The 14,579-nt window shown below is 72.0% G+C and carries 14 protein-coding genes; 4 read left to right on the plus strand and 10 right to left on the minus strand.

Features of this window, described 5'->3' with window-relative positions:
• Window positions 1-15 precede the first annotated feature (15 nt).
• Window positions 16-408 carry a nuclear transport factor 2 family protein gene (locus ACLZOT_RS07455; RefSeq protein WP_416967952.1) on the minus strand — a complete coding sequence of 131 codons (393 nt, stop codon included), beginning with the start codon at window positions 406-408 and terminating at the stop codon, window positions 16-18.
• Window positions 409-434: 26 nt separating this feature from the next.
• Window positions 435-833 carry a nuclear transport factor 2 family protein gene (locus tag ACLZOT_RS07460; RefSeq protein WP_416967953.1) on the minus strand — a complete coding sequence of 133 codons (399 nt, stop codon included), beginning with the start codon at window positions 831-833 and terminating at the stop codon, window positions 435-437.
• A 184-nt stretch (window positions 834-1,017) separates the two neighbouring features.
• Between ACLZOT_RS07460 and ACLZOT_RS07465 the strand changes: the two genes are divergently transcribed.
• Window positions 1,018-2,064 (plus strand): cyclase family protein, encoded by a 1,047-nt coding sequence (locus ACLZOT_RS07465; protein ID WP_416967954.1) that lies wholly within the window; start codon window positions 1,018-1,020, stop codon window positions 2,062-2,064.
• A 131-nt stretch (window positions 2,065-2,195) separates the two neighbouring features.
• Here the strand turns inward: ACLZOT_RS07465 and ACLZOT_RS07470 are convergent, their stop codons facing one another.
• Complete coding sequence (locus ACLZOT_RS07470; protein ID WP_416967955.1) at window positions 2,196-4,193, minus strand: alpha-ketoacid dehydrogenase subunit alpha/beta; 1,998 nt, start codon at window positions 4,191-4,193, stop codon at window positions 2,196-2,198.
• Between the two features lie 104 nt (window positions 4,194-4,297).
• On the opposite strand from ACLZOT_RS07470, the gene ACLZOT_RS07475 reads away from it, so the two are divergent.
• Window positions 4,298-5,029, plus strand: a complete 732-nt coding sequence (locus ACLZOT_RS07475) for a TetR/AcrR family transcriptional regulator (protein WP_416967956.1) — start codon at window positions 4,298-4,300, stop codon at window positions 5,027-5,029.
• Here ACLZOT_RS07475 and ACLZOT_RS07480 read toward each other — a convergent pair.
• Genes ACLZOT_RS07480 through ACLZOT_RS07490 form a run of 3 tightly spaced genes read right to left on the minus strand, consistent with a single transcriptional unit; the run spans window position 4,998 to window position 7,931 of the window.
• Window positions 4,998-6,152 (minus strand): acyl-CoA dehydrogenase family protein, encoded by a 1,155-nt coding sequence (locus ACLZOT_RS07480; RefSeq protein ID WP_416967957.1) that lies wholly within the window; start codon window positions 6,150-6,152, stop codon window positions 4,998-5,000. The genes ACLZOT_RS07475 and ACLZOT_RS07480 overlap by 32 nt on opposite strands.
• Window position 6,153: 1 nt before the next feature.
• Window positions 6,154-7,212: an alcohol dehydrogenase catalytic domain-containing protein gene (locus ACLZOT_RS07485; RefSeq protein ID WP_416967958.1), complete on the minus strand. Its 1,059-nt coding sequence runs from the start codon at window positions 7,210-7,212 to the stop codon at window positions 6,154-6,156.
• Between the two features lie 14 nt (window positions 7,213-7,226).
• Window positions 7,227-7,931 (minus strand): enoyl-CoA hydratase/isomerase family protein, encoded by a 705-nt coding sequence (locus ACLZOT_RS07490; RefSeq protein WP_416968313.1) that lies wholly within the window; start codon window positions 7,929-7,931, stop codon window positions 7,227-7,229.
• A gap of 266 nt (window positions 7,932-8,197) precedes the next feature.
• Here ACLZOT_RS07490 and ACLZOT_RS07495 point away from each other — a divergent pair, with 266 nt between their 5' ends.
• Entirely contained in the window at window positions 8,198-9,727 is a 1,530-nt protein-coding gene (locus tag ACLZOT_RS07495) for an acyl-CoA synthetase (protein ID WP_416967959.1), read from the plus strand.
• Window positions 9,728-9,730: 3 nt separating this feature from the next.
• Entirely contained in the window at window positions 9,731-10,492 is a 762-nt protein-coding gene (locus tag ACLZOT_RS07500) for an SDR family NAD(P)-dependent oxidoreductase (RefSeq protein WP_416967960.1), read from the plus strand.
• A 281-nt stretch (window positions 10,493-10,773) separates the two neighbouring features.
• Here the strand turns inward: ACLZOT_RS07500 and ACLZOT_RS07505 are convergent, their stop codons facing one another.
• The 4 genes from ACLZOT_RS07505 to ACLZOT_RS07520 form a co-directional block, all read right to left on the minus strand.
• On the minus strand, window positions 10,774-11,565 hold the full coding sequence (locus ACLZOT_RS07505; protein ID WP_416967961.1) for an IclR family transcriptional regulator: 792 nt from the start codon (window positions 11,563-11,565) through the stop codon (window positions 10,774-10,776).
• Window positions 11,566-11,737: 172 nt separating this feature from the next.
• Entirely contained in the window at window positions 11,738-12,748 is a 1,011-nt protein-coding gene (gene dmpG, locus ACLZOT_RS07510) for a 4-hydroxy-2-oxovalerate aldolase (protein WP_416967962.1), read from the minus strand.
• Window positions 12,745-13,680 carry an acetaldehyde dehydrogenase (acetylating) gene (locus ACLZOT_RS07515; protein WP_416967963.1) on the minus strand — a complete coding sequence of 312 codons (936 nt, stop codon included), beginning with the start codon at window positions 13,678-13,680 and terminating at the stop codon, window positions 12,745-12,747. The genes dmpG and ACLZOT_RS07515 overlap by 4 nt, the downstream gene beginning before the upstream one ends.
• The gene (locus ACLZOT_RS07520; protein WP_416967964.1) at window positions 13,677-14,480 is read right to left on the minus strand and encodes a 2-keto-4-pentenoate hydratase; all 804 of its coding nucleotides are present in this window, start codon (window positions 14,478-14,480) and stop codon (window positions 13,677-13,679) included. The genes ACLZOT_RS07515 and ACLZOT_RS07520 overlap by 4 nt, the downstream gene beginning before the upstream one ends.
• Window positions 14,481-14,579: the final 99 nt, after the last annotated feature.

The raw sequence follows: 14,579 nt of genomic DNA on the forward strand, positions 1-14,579 counted from the left end.
TCCCGGAGTCGGCGGTTACACGAACGTCGTGACCCGCTTGCTGAACAGCCACGCGCCGTCCCTGAGGACGAGCGTGTCGTCGTAGGCGCCGACGAGCTGGACGGCCCAGCCCTGCTCGCCGCGCGCGAGGAAGACGAGGTTGCTGCGGGCGGTGACCTCCTCGCCGGGCGGGGAGGTGAGGATCGTGTTGCCGACGAGGTGCAGTTGGGGGACCTGCGGGGTGAAGGCGCCGTACGCCTTGCCGATGGCCTCGCGGCCCTCGAAGGTGCCCTGGCCGACGATCTCGGCGACGCCGTCCTCGGTGAACAGCGGGGGGATCTCCTCGGTGCGGCCGGCGTCGAGGGCCCGGGTGTAGGCGGCGATGGCGCTCTGTACGCCCGCGAGGGCGGCTTCGGCGGAGACGGTCATGTCGTGGTGCTCCTCGGGGTTGGGGGTCAGACCTGGTACGTCGTCGTGCGGCGGTGCAGCAGCCAGGTGCCGTCGACGCGGTGGAAGGTGTCCTCGTAGTGGCCGACGACCTGGGGTGCCCAGCCGTCGTCGCCGCGCTGGAGGAAGAGGACGTCGCTCGCGGCGTCCGCCTCGGTCTCCGAGCGGACGGTGACCGTCGTGTTGGCGACCAGGTGGAGCTGCGGTTTCTCCGGCGCCCAGCCCTCGAACGCCTTGCGGAGGGCGTCGTGGCCCTGGACGGGGTCCGTGCCGGGCAGCTCCAGCGTGCCGTCGGGGGTGTACAGGGCGACGATCTCGTCGGTGCGGCCGGCGTCCTGGGCCTGGGTGTGCGCGCCGATCACGGCGCGGACGCCTGCGGCGACCCACGCCGGTGTGGATTCGCTCATCGTCTCTCCAGAGGTGGTGGTTCGAAGCAGTCGTTTCGACCAGTCAGTCTATTACTTCGAAGGCGTCAATCTGAAGGCTCGTTCACAGCCTTCCTCGCTTGTTGACCGATCGGTCCAATCCAAATAGTCTGCGATTGCTGTCGACCAGTCGACGGAGACCGGTCCGCCTGAGGAGGCGTTTTTCATGACCAAGCGTTGGAAGCAACGGCCGCCCGGCTCGACCTGGGGCGACTTCGGCGAGGACGACGAGCTGGGGCGGATCAACCTGCTGACCCCCGAGAAGGTCCTCCAGGGCGTGCGCGAGGTCGAGCACGGCATCACGTTCAGCCTGAGCCTGCCGCTCGACTATCCCGGCGGGACCTCGCTCAACCAGCGCCGCTACCCGCCGGTCCTGCGGCCCACCGAGGACCTCCAGCACCAGCAGGACGTCTTCTACAACATCAAGGCCAGCGAGCACTTCTCCCCCGACCTGATCGACGTCTGGTCGGACGACGTGGTGACGCTGTGGCTCCAGTACTCGACCCAGTGGGACGCCCTCGCCCACCAGGGCGCCGAGTTCGACGCGGACGGCGACGGCGTGGCCGAGGCGGTCTACTACAACGGGTTCCGCCCGGGCGCCGACCTCGTCGGCCCCCAGGACGACGCGAAGGGCGACGGCAGCGGAAGCCTCAGCTTCGCGCGCCACCTGGGCCTGGAGCACATGGCGGAGCACGGCGTACAGGGCCGGGGCGTCCTGATCGACATCGCGCACCACCTGGGCACCGGCTACCAGGGCGTGAACCTCCAGCAGCTCCAGGAGATCATGGCGGCCGACGACGTCGTCGTGGAGCCCGGCGACATCCTGCTGATCCACACCGGGTTCGCGACGCAGGTCCTCGCCTGGGAGAAGAACCCCGACCCGGTCGCGATCCACCGGACCGCCGCCTACCTCGACGCGGACGACCCGGACCTCCTCAAGTGGATCGCCGACTCGCAGATCTCCGCAATCGCCTCCGACAACTACGCGATCGAGGGGGTGGGCGTCACCCAGGCCCAGGGCCCGCACACGCTGCTCCCCCTGCACCACCTGTGCCTGTTCAAGCTGGGCGTGCCGATGGGCGAGATGTGGAACCTCGGACCCCTCGCGGCGTGGCTGCGCGAGCACAACCGCAGCCGCTTCCTGCTGACCGCTCCCCCGCTGAACCTGCCCGGTACGCAGGGCAGTCCGCTGACTCCGGTGGCGACCGTCTGACGTCACCGGACCGGTCCGCCGTCGGACCACACCCTGTCCTGCCGACCTGGTCGACCCGACGGCGGACCGCACCGAGGGGTGCCCCCGGAAACTGCATCCCGGGGGCACCCCTTCTGTTTCCGGGCGCGCTCTCACACCGCCGCGATCCGCCGTACCGTGTCCGCGATCGTGTCCCTCGACGGCAGCCACAGCTTCTCCAGCGCGGGCGCGTACGGCGCCGGCACCGGGGGCGCGGCGACGCGGGTGACCGGCGCGTCGAGGTGCCAGAAGCCCTCGTCCACGGCCAGCGCGGACAGCTCCGCGCCGACGCCGAAGTCCCGTACCGCCTCGTGCGCGATGACCAGGCGGTTCGTCTTGGCCAGGGAGGCGAGGACGGTGTCCCGGTCCAGCGGGGCGATCGTGCGCAGGTCGATCACCTCGACGCTGACGCCCTCCGCCGCGAGCAACTCGGCCGCCGCCAGGCTGTCCTGGACCATCCGCGACCAGGAGACGAGGGTGACGTCGGTGCCCTCGCGCACGACCTTCGCCTTGCCGAGCGGCACCAGGTGGTCGACGGGCGGCCGGGGGCCCTTGAAGCCGTACTGGAGGCGGTTCTCGACGAACACGACCGGGTTCGGGTCCTGGATCGCGGCGCGCAGGAGGCCGTACGTGTCGGCGGGGTTGGACGGCATCACGACCGTCAGGCCGGGGATGTGCGCGAGGAGCGCCTCCAGGCTCTGGGAGTGCTGGCTGCCCGAGGAGCGGCCGGCGCCGAACTGGGTGCGGACGACGAGCGGCATCGAGGCCCGGCCGCCGGTCATGAAGCGGAGTTTCGCCGCCTGGTTGAGGAGCATGTCGAAGCAGACGCCGATGAAGTCCATGTACATGACCTCGACGACCGGCTTCATCCCGGCCATCGCCGCCCCCACGGCCGTCCCCACGATCGCGCTCTCACTGATCGGCGTGTCCCGCACCCGCCCCGGGAACGCCTGCGCGAGCCCCCGGGTCAGCCCGAAGACGTTGCCGCCCTCACCGACGTCGATCCCGGCGACGAACACGGCCGGGTCGGCGGCGAGTTCGTGCTCCAGGGCGAGGCGTACGGCGTCCATGGTGCGGAACACCTCGCCCGTCGGGGCGGCCGGTTCGGGCAGGGCGGGGCGGGGGGCCGTGACGTACGCGTGGAGGGTCTCGGGCGCCGGGTCGGGGAGGGCCCTGGCGCGGTCGACGGCCGCGTCGATCTCACGGTCGATCTCGGTGTCCACGGCGGTGACGGCCGTCTCCGGGACGCCCGCTGCGGCGAGGTGGCGGCGGGCGACGATCAGCGGGTCGCGTTCCTTCGCGGCGGCGACCTCGGCCTCGTCGCGGTAGCGCTCGGGGTCGCCCTCGTAGTGGCCGTGCCAGCGGTACGTCTCCGCCTCGACCAGTACCGGGCCCTCGCCCCGGCGCAGCCGCTCCACGACGCCGGAGACCGTGCGGGCGACGGCGACGACGTCGTTCCCGTCGACGTACTCGTAGCCGATGCCGTACCCGGCGGCGCGGGCGGACAAGGGGGCGCGGTGCTGCTTCTCGGCGGGTGAGAACTCCGAATAGTGGTTGTTCTCGCAGAGGAAGACGACCGGGAGGTCCCAGACGGCGGCCAGGTTGACGGCCTCGTGGAACATGCCCTGCGCGACCGCGCCGTCCCCGAAGAACGCGACCACGACGTCGCCGGTGCCGCGCAGGCGGAAGGCGGTCGCGACGCCGGCGGCGATGGGCAGGCCGGCGCCGACGATGCCGTTGGCGCCGTAGATGCCGAGGTTCGGGTCGGCGATGTGCATGGAGCCGCCCCGGCCGTGGTTGGTGCCGGCCTCCTTGCCCATCAGTTCGGCCATCATCGACGCGGTGTCGAGGCCCTTGGCCAGGACGTGGCCGTGGCCCCGGTGGGTGGAGGTGATGCCGTCGGCCGCTCCGAGCGGCCAGCAGGCGCCGACCGCGCTGGCCTCCTGGCCGATGGAGAGGTGGACGAAGCCGGGGATCTCCGTCGCCTTGTAGAGCTGGGCCGCCCGTTCCTCGAACCGGCGGACGCGGCGCATCCGGCGGTACATCTCCAGGAGTTCGTCGGGGCGGGGGGCGAATTCCGCCGTCGTGCGCCGCGGTGCCTCGGTCGTCATACGCGTCCTCGCAATGCTCGCGCGGGCGGTACATACCGCTCCGCCTGAGTCGTTCTTTTAATGTACCGTCTGGTCTAGCAAACTGTTGCGACGGAGGGGAATTCATGCCCAGACCACCGGGGCACGGGCCGGGGTTCGAGGTCCGGCGCCAGAAGATCATCGATACGGCGGCGGAGCTGTTCGCCCGCCGGGGCTACGCGGCGACCTCCGTCAACGACCTGGGCCGCGCGGTGGGGCTCGCGAAGGGGGCGCTGTACTACTACATCGACTCCAAGGAGAACCTGCTGATCGAGATCCAGGCCCGGGTGATGAACCCGCTGCTGGCCCGGGCCCGGGAGATCGCGTCCCTCGACGCCGACCCGCTGGTGCGGCTGCGGCTGCTGTCCGAGGCGCTGCTGACGATCATCTTCCGGCGCCTGGACCACATCTGGGTGTACGAGCACGACTACCGCAGCCTCTCGGGGGAGGCGCTGGAGACGCTGCTCGGGCAGCGGGCCGAGTTCGAACGGCTGGTGCGGGGGCTGATCGAGGAGGCGGTCGGGCGGGGCGGGTTCCGGCCGGTCGACCCGAGGGTGGCGACCCTCCAGTTCCTCAACCTGCACAACCACACCTACCAGTGGGTCAAGCCCGGGGGCCGCTGGGACGCCGCGTATCTGTCCCGCGAGTACTGCGAGACGCTGATGCGCGGCTTCGGCACCCCGGGCGCGCTCCTGCCCGACGTGGAGCGGGAGGCGGCGGCGTTCAAGCGGGCCCATCCGGGACTGCCGCTCGACCCCGAGTCCTGCTGGCAGGAACCCGACGCCTCTACCCCCGCCGCACCAACGCCCGCGCGATGACATCCCGTTGGATCTCGTTCGTCCCCTCCCCGATCTCCAGGATCTTCGCGTCGGCGTAGAACCGCGACACCTCCGACTCCCGCACGTACCCGTACCCCCCGTGGATCTGGACGGCCTGCGACGCGGCCCGGTTGGCGACCTCGGAGGCGTACAGCTTGGCCATGGCGGCCTCGGTGCTGTACGGGCGGCCCCGGTCGGCGAGCCAGGCGGCGCGGTAGACCATCCAGCGGGCCGCCTCGAACTCGGTGCCGATGTCGGCGATCTTGTGCGCGACGGCCTGGAAGTCGGCGAGCGGGCGCCCGAACTGGTGGCGTTCCGTGGCGTGTTTGACGGCGAGGGACAGGGCCGCCTTGGCGAGGGAGAGCCCGAGCGCGGCGACGCTGATGCGCCCCTTGTCGAGGACGGAGAGGAACTGCCGCAGCCCGTTGCCCTCCTCCCCGATGAGGTGGTCGTCGGAGACCCAGCAGTCCTCGAAGACGAGTTCGCGCGTGTCCATGGCGTGCCAGCCGAGCTTCCTGAGCTTCGCGCCGCAGGTGTAGCCGGGCGTCCCGGTCGGCACGTAGAACGTGGCGAACCGTTTCCGCCCGTCCTCCCCCTTGCCGGTGGTGGCGAGGAGGGTGACACCCTGGCTGATGTCGGTGCCGGCGTTGGTGATGAACATCTTCGTGCCGTTGATCAGCCAGCCGCCGTCCGCGCGGCGGGCGGTGGTGGTGATCCCGGCCGCGTCGGACCCGGCGCCGGGCTCGGTCAGCCCGAACGCGCCGATGGCCTCGCCCCGCGCGAGGGGCGCGAGCCAGCGCCGCTTCTGCTCCTCGGTGCCGTAGGCGAGCAGCGGCAGGGTGGCGATGGTGGAGTGCGCGTTCCAGGAGGAGGCCACGGACTGGTCGGCGGCGCCGAGTTCCTCCATGACGGCGACGTAGGAGACGGTGTCGGAGCCGGCGCCGTCGTACTCCTCGGGGACGAGCATGCCCATCAGGCCGAGGTCGCCGAGCTTGGTGAAGACGTGGGTGGGGAAGTACTCGTTCTCGGACCACTCGGCGGCGTTCGGGGTGATCTCCTTGGCCGCGAACTCCCGGACCATGTCCTGGAGGTCCCGGGTCTCCTCGGGCAGGTCGAAATCCATGTCACAGTCCCTTCGGGGTCAGCAGCACCTTGAGGTGCTTCGCGCGGTCGGCGGCGAGGTCGGCGAAGACCTCCGCGCCGTCCGCCAGCGGCAGGCGTCCGGTGATCAGGGGCGAGGCGTCGAGGCGCCCGGTGCTCATCAGGTCGATCACGCGGGGGATGTCGAAGTTGTAGCCGAGCGTGCCGAGCACGGACCGCTCGTAGAACACGAGTTGGCCGAGGTCGATCTCCACGTTCCCGTGTCCGACCCCGGCGAGCACGACCCGCCCGCCCCGGCGCACGGTGGAGACGGCCTGCGCGGCGAGCGCGGGAATGCCGGTCGCGTCGATGACGACGTCGGGTCCGATGCGCCCGGTGCGCAGGAAGACTTCACGGCGTACGTCGCTCTCGCGCGGGTCGTACGCCTCGGTGACGCCGATGCCGAGCAGCGTCTCGCGGCGCGCGGCGAGGGGTTCGCTGACGAACAGCCCGGCGGCGCCCGCGAGCCTCGCGGCGAGGACGACGGCGACGCCGATGGGGCCGCCGCCGACGACGAGAACGTTGTCTCCGGGGCGGACCCCGGCGCGGGTGACGGCGTGCAGGCCGACGGCCATCGGCTCGGCGACGGCGGCGAGTTCGTCGGTGACGTTGCCGGGGAGCCTGGTGAGCCCGGCGATGGGTACGGTGACGCGGTCGGCGAAGCCGCCGGGTGAAGCCAGGCCCACGGAACCGCTCTTGGGGCAGATGTGGTACTCGCCGCGCACGCACCAGTAGCAGACGCCGCACCGCCAGACGGGATCGGCGGCGACCCGGTCACCCACCGCGACGCCGGGCACCTCGGCGCCCAACGCGACGACGGTGCCGCTGAGTTCGTGCCCGAGTGCCAGCGGCGGCCGGGCGCCGGTCAGCGGATGCGGCCCCGTACGGATCATGTGCGGGCCCTCCAGGAACTCGTGGAGGTCGGTTCCGCAGACCCCGCACCAGGCGACCTCCACCACGGCCTCGTGCGGCCCGGGTTCGGGCGGTGCGGCCACCTCCTCGAAGCGCAGGTCGCGCGCGCCGTGCCAGCGCAGTGCCCGCATGGACTCCACCCCTCTCATTCGAACCGCGCCTTCCCGGGCCCGTGCTCCAGGAAGGACCGGATGCCGTGCGCGGCGTCGGCGGTCGCGAACACCCCGGTGAACAGGGACCGTTCGAGGGCGAGCCCGGCGGTCATGCCGGCGTCGGCGTGGTCGACGGCCTCCTTGATCGCCTCCAGCGCGGCGGGCGGGCCCTGGGCGAGCTGCCGGGCATAGGCGAGGGCGGCCTCGTACACCTCGGGGGCGGGGGCCACCTCGTCGACCAGGCCGAGGCGCAGGGCTTCGGCGGCGCTCACCCGGCGGCCGGTCATCAGGAGGTTCTTGGCCCGCGCCGGGCCGATCAGCCGGGTCAGGCGCTGGGTGCCGCCGGAGCCGGGGAGGATGCCGAGCTGCACCTCGGGCTGGCCGAGCACGGCGTCGTCGGCGGCGACGCGGTAGTCGGCGGCGAGGGCGAGTTCGAAGCCGCCGCCGAGGGCGTACCCGGTGATCGCGGCGACGACCGGCATGGGGAGGCGGGCGACCTCCTCGAAGGTCCGCTGGAGGGCTCGGTTCCAGCCGCGGACCTCATCGGGGCTCATCGCGGCGAGCGCCTTGACGTCCGCGCCGGCGGCGAAGAGCCGCTCCCCGCCGTACAGGACGACGGCCCGGACGTCCCGGGTGTCGGCCAATTCGCGTACGCGGGCGGCGAGTTCCTTGCGCTGGAGGGTGTCGAAGGCGTTCATCGGCGGGTGGTCGAGGCGGAGGATGGCGACGCCCGCCTCGGTGCCGAGGCGGATGCGTGGTGGCACAGGGGCCTCCTCGTCTGCGGAGAAGCGGTCCGCGTCGGATGCTGCGGGGACGGGTCACCGATCGCTGCGAGGACGGTTGTCGATGCGTACACACCGTCGTACAGTTCGGCACAAGTTTTATAGACCAAGAGGTACACTAAATCTTGGGAGCAGGCAACCGACCGGTCGGGACATTCCCGCCACAGAGCCGAGAGTGAGCCGTGCACAATTTCGCGAGCATCCTCGATTACCACCTGGCCCAGCGGCCCGACGCCGTGGCCGTGACCCAGGACGACCGCCGTCTGACGGTGCGGGAGCTGCACGACCGGGTCGACCGGCTCGCCGCGGGCCTCGCGGACCTGGGCGTCGGGCGCGGCGACGTCGTCGCGCTCCTCCTCCACAACCGCCCGGAGTTCCTGGAGCTGCTGTACGCGACGAGCCGGATCGGGGCGGTGTTCCTGCCGCTCAACTACCGTCTCTCCGAGGAGGAGTGGGCGTACATCCTGGGCGACGCCGAGGCGCGGGTCCTGGTCACCGAGCCGGAGTTCACCGCGCCGGGCGGGCGCCTGGCGGGGCGCACGCCGTCCCTGGAGAGCCTGGTGCTGGTGGACGGCGGGCCCCGTGCGGGCTGGACCGGGTACGAGGACCTGCTCGAAGGGCACTCCGGGGCCGGGACGCCCGCCGTGGACGCGGCGGCCGACGACCTCCAGCGCCTGATGTACACCTCCGGCACCACCTCACGCCCCAAGGGCGTGCGCATCACGCACGGGAACGTGCAGGCCAAGAACCTCGCCCACATCGTCCACTTCGGCCTGACCGCCGCGGACACGACGCTGGTCTGCGGCCCCCTCTACCACGTGGGCGGCCTCGACATGCCCGCGCTGGCGACGCTGTACGCGGGCGGCGGCGTCGTCCTCCAGCGCCGTTTCGACGCGGCGGGCGCCCTGCGCGCGATCGAGGACCACCGGGTCACGAACGTGTGGCTGGCCCCGGCGATGGTCAACGCCGTCCTGGAGGTCCCCGACCGCGCCTCCTACGACACCTCGTCCGTGCGGTTCGTCCTCGGCGGCGGCGAGAAGACCCCGGAGCCGGTGCTGCGCCGGATCATGACCGCGTTCCCCAACGCCTGGTTCGCGGACGCGTACGGGCTCACCGAGACCGTCTCCGGCGACACGTTCCTCGACCGGGAACACGCCCTGTCGAAGCTGGGTTCGGTCGGGCGTCCGGTGCCGCACACGCGCGTACGGATCGTCGACGACACCGGCCGGGAAGCGGCGCCCGGCGAGCTGGGGGAGATCACCTTGCGCGGGCCGAAGGTGTTCGGGGGCTACTGGCGCGACGAGAAGGCGACGGCCGCCGCGCTGCGGGGCGGCTGGTTCCATACCGGGGACATCGGGCACGTCGACAAGGACGGCTTCCTGTACGTCGACGACCGCAAGAAGGACATGATCGTGTCCGGCGGAGAGAACATCGCGACGCCCGAGGTGGAGCGGGTGCTGTACGAGCACCCGGCGGTGCTGGAGGCGGCCGTGGTGGGGCTCGCGCATCCGCGCTGGGGGGAGGTGCCGCGCGCGTTCGTCGTACTGCGGCCCGGTACGTCCGTGGACGCGGACGCGCTGCGCGGGTTCTGCCGCGAACGCCTCGCCGGGTTCAAGGTGCCGGCCCGCTTCGACTTCGTCGACGAACTGCCCCGTACCCCGTCCGGCAAGGTCCTCAAGCGGACCCTGCGCGACCGTCCCGCGGAGGGCTGAGCCATGACCGACGTCAACACCGCGCTGCGGCTGGACGGGAAGGTCGCCTGGGTGACGGGCGCGGGCAAGGGCCTCGGGCGGGCCGTCGCCGTCGCGCTCTCGCAGGCCGGGGCGACGCTCGCGGTGACCGCGCGGACGGCCGGGGACCTGGAGAGCCTGCGCGAGGAGGCCGACGGCGAGGTGCTGGTCGTGCCGGGTTCCGTCGCCGACGCGGACGTCGTCCGGGGCGTCGTCGGGCGGATCACCGGGGAGCTGGGGCGGCTCGACGCGGTCGTCAACTGTGCCGGGATCTCCCCGCACTTCACACGCAGCGAGTACGTCACCGACGAGGACTGGCGGCGTGTCCTGGACGTCAACCTCCAGGGCACGTTCTTCTGCTGCCGCGAGGCGGGGAAGGTGATGCTCGCGCAGGGGTCGGGCTCGATCGTCAACGTCTCCTCCGTCCACGCCACCACCGGCTTCGAGCGGATCGCCGCGTACGCCGCGAGCAAGGGCGCCGCCGAGGCGCTCACCCGGTCACTGGCCGTCGAGTGGGCCGACCGGGGCGTACGCGTCAACTCCCTGGCACCGGGCTACTTCCGCACCGACCTCAGCTCGGGGCTCCTCGACAGCAAGTGGGGGGAGCGGATCGTCCGCGGTACGCCGCTGGGGCGGGTCGGGGAGCCGGGCGAACTCGGGGGCGCGGCGGTGTTCCTGGCGTCCGACGCGTCGCGGTACGTGACGGGGACGACGGTGACGGTGGACGGGGGGTGGACGGCGTGGTGAGGGGTGCCGGTCGCTCGGGCGGCGTGGCGGGGAGTGCCGCTCACCCCGGCAGCATGGCGAGGGATGCCGCTCACCCCGGCGACGTGGCGGGGGATGCCACCCGCCCCGGCAGCATGGCGGGGAGTGCCGCTCACTCCCCCGGCACGGTAGGCGGTGCCGCTCGCCCGGCGGCCGGGTCGGCGGGGCCGGTCGCCTCGACGGCCCCGTAATAGTCGCCGTCCTCTGAAGCCACGCCCAGGTGGGAGCCGACGCGCAGCGCGTGCCCGCGTCGGCCTCCTCCCTCACCCCGCGAGCTGTGGCGCCGGCGCCTGGAACAGGTCGGCCGTGACCGCGCGGACCGTGTCGACGACCAGCGGTGCGACCAGTTCCAGCGACGACTTCCCGTCCCCCACCACGGACACCGCCCCGATCGGCCCCTCGGGCCCGCGCAGCGCGAGCCCCACGCAGCCGAGGTGCGGGAAACACTCACCCCGTTCGATGGCCAGCCCTCCCCGGCGCCGGATCAGCGCGAGTTCCCGGTGGAGGTGGTCGAGCCGCCCGATGCTGCGCCGCGTGCGGCACTCCATCGTGGCCGCGTACCGCGCGTCGATCTCCTCGGGGCTCAGCAGCGCCAGCATCGCCTTGCCGAGGCCCGTGCAGTGCGCGACCGCGCGCCCGCCGACCCGGGAGGGGATGTCGACGGCGGCCCGGCCGCCGACCTTGTCGAGGTAGTAGATCTCGGGTCCGTCGAGGACGGCGAGGTGGACGACCATCCGGGTGCGCACGGCGAGATCGAGCAGGTGGGGCGCGGCGGCGGCGCGCAGGGCGCTGTGCGCGGTCTCCCGGCCGCCGAGGCCGAGGGCGCGCTCGCCGAGGGTGTATCCGGCGTCGGTGTGCCGCAGCCAGTCGAGGCGGACGAGCTGGTCGAGGATGCGGTGGGTGGTGGAGCGCGGCAGGCGGGTGCCGCGCGAGACGGTCTCCAGGGTGAGACGGGTCTGAGGCCGTTCGAAGAGGTCCATGATCAGGGTGACCCGCTCCATCATCGACGGGGGAAGGGTCCCTGCGGGGCGTGTTTCCAGGCGAAGGGCAGACATCGGCGTCGGTGCCTCCTGCTCAAACTGAAATGAATTCTAGTTCGGCGCCGATGTCAACGTATCAATGCCTCGTCCGGGGAGACAGGGTCGTGCACGCATTAATTGGAGCGTACGGTCTATTATTCGCCGGGCATGAAAATGCGCCGCACCCGTGCGAGGGTACGGCGCGTTGTCAGGCGGTACGGCACAGGTCGAGCGCGATGTCGACGATCATGTCCTCCTGCCCGCCGACCAGGCCCCTGCGCCCGACCTCCTCCAGGATCGTGCGGGCGTCGAGCCCGTACTGCCGGGCGGCGGTCTCGGCGTGCCGCAGGAAGCTGGAGTAGGCGCCCGCATAGCCGAGGGTCAGGGTCTCGCGGTCGACCCGAACTGGGCGGTCCTGCAAGGGCCGTACGAGATCCTCGGCCGCGTCCTGGAGGGCGTGCAGGTCGCAGTCGTGCTTCCAGCCGAGGAGGCTCGCCACGGCGACGAAGGGTTCGATGGGGCAGTTCCCGGCGCCGGCGCCCTGTCCGGCGAGGGAGGCGTCGACGCGGGTGACGCCCTCTTCCACGGCGACGACGGAGTTGGCGACGGACAGGGAGAGGTTCTCGTGGGCGTGGATGCCGATCTGGGTGCCGGGGTCGAGGACGTCGCGGTAGGCGCGGATGCGGTCGCGGACGCCGTCCATGGTGAGACGGCCGCCGGAGTCGGTGACGTAGACGCAGTGCGCGCCGTAGGACTCCATCAGCTTGGCCTGTTCCGCGAGCTTCTGCGGGGGTGTCATGTGGGCCATCATCAGGAAGCCGGAGACGTCCATGCCGAGGTCGCGGGCCTGCGCGATGTGCTGGGCGGCGACGTCGGCCTCGGTGCAGTGGGTCGCGATGCGCACCGAGCGGACGCCCAGCGCGTAGGCCCGCTTCAGTTCGGCGACGGTGCCGATGCCGGGCAGCAGGAGGGTGGTGAGGACGGCGCGGTCCATGGCGTCGGCGGCGGCCTCGATCCACTCCCAGTCGGTGTTGCTGCCGGGGCCGTAGTTGAGGGAGCCGCCGGCGAGGCCGTCGCCGTGGGCGACCTCGACGGCGTCCACCCCGGCCCGGTCGAGGGCGGCGGAGATGCGGGCCACGAAGTCGGGGGTGATCCGGTGGCGTACGGCGTGCATGCCGTCCCGGAGGGTGACGTCCTGGAGGTAGAGCCTGCGGGTCACTGGGTCACCTTCCGGCGGGCGATGCGCTCGGCGACGCGGAGGGCGGCCGAGGTCATGATGTCGAGGTTGCCCGCGTAGGCGGGGAGGTAGTGGGCGGCGCCCTCCACTTCGAGGAACACCGAGACGCGCGTGTCGACGGGCTCCGACCCTTCGGGCAGGAGGGTGTGCACGGGTTCGTCGGCGGCGACCGGCGTGAACTGCACCTCCTGCTTCAGCCGGTAGCCGGGCACGTACTCGGCGACCTCGGCGACCATCTTCTCGACGGAGGCCCGCACGGCGTCGTGGTCGGCGTCGCCGATCAGGCAGTACACCGTGTCCCGCATGATGAGCGGCGGCTCGGCCGGGTTCAGCACGATGATCGCCTTCCCCCTGCGCGCCCCGCCGACCCGCTCGATCGCCCCGGCCGTCGTCTCGGTGAACTCGTCGATGTTGGCCCGCGTCCCGGGCCCCGCCGAGCGGGACGAGATGGACGCAACGATCTCCGCGTACGGCACGGGCGTGACCCGGCCGACCGCGTGGACGATCGGGATGGTGGCCTGGCCGCCGCAGGTGACCATGTTGACGTTGTCGAGCGAGAGGTGCTCGTCGAGGTTGACGGTCGGGACGACGTACGGGCCGATGGCGGCCGGCGTGAGGTCGATGAGCTTCTTGCCGTACTCGGCGAGCTTCTCCGCATTGGAGATGTGCGCCTTCGCCGACGTCGCGTCGAAGACGATCCCGATCTCGTCGAAGCCCGGCATGCGGATCAGCCCGTCCACGCCCTCGTGGGTCGTCGGCACCCCCAGCCGGGCGGCGCGCGCGAGGCCGTCCGAGTCCGGGTCGATGCCGACCAGCGCGGCCATCTCCAGGGTCTCCGACAGCCGCAGCACCTTGATCATCAGGTCGGTGCCGATGTTGCCGGAGCCGATCACGGCCACCTTGGTCCTCGTCATGCTTCGTGCTCCTCGCGTGAGAAGGTTGCGGTCACCGGGCCCAGCCCCGTCAGCTCGGCCCGTACGGTCACCCCGGGCGGGGCGGGGACGAGCGGGCCCAGCGCGCCCGACAGGACGATCTGTCCGGCGCGCAGCGGATCCCCGAACTCCCGTGCCGTGCGCGCCAGCCAGAGCAGCGCGGCGAGGGGGTCGCCGAGGCAGGCGGCGCCGTTCCCCTCGGAGGCGAGGACGCCGTCGGCGTACAGCTTCATGGTCACGTCCCGTGGCGTGAACTCGCCCAGCGGGACCAGCCGTTGGCCCAGGACGAAGAGTCCGCTGGAGGCGTTGTCCGCGACGGTGTCGGTGATCGCGATGTCCCAGTCGGCGACCCGGCTGTCGACGATCTCCAGCGCGGCGACCGCGTGTCCGACCGCCGCCGTGACCCGGTCGAGGTCCAGGTCGTCGCCGTCCAGGTCGGCGGCGAGCACGAACGCGATCTCGGCCTCGACGCGCGGCTGGAGGAGCCGGGAGCTGGGGACCTCGGGCAGGTCGCTGACGTCCATGTCGTCGAGGAGGACCCCGAAGTCGGGCCGGTCGACGCCCACTTGGGCCTGGACCGAGGGCGAGGTCAGTCCGATCTTGCGGCCGACGACGCGGGCTCCGGCGGCGATCCGCTCGCCGATCACGTGCTGCTGGACGGTGTAGGCGAGGCCGATGTCGGTCGTGCCGAGCAGGTCCCGCACGGGAGGGCAGGGGGCGCGGTCGGCGGCGGCCCGGGTGAGCCGCCTGGCCGCGCTGTTGGTGACGTCTGTCGTTCGCATCCACGACAGCCTGGGCGAGGCGCGCGGGCCGGGTGGCCTGGAGTTCCGCTCATCGGGACGGCCGGGTGGTCCCGGTCAACGAGATGACTCGACAGCGTC

This window comes from Streptomyces sp. 4F14 (assembly GCF_048159485.1).
Lineage (GTDB): Bacteria > Actinomycetota > Actinomycetes > Streptomycetales > Streptomycetaceae > Streptomyces.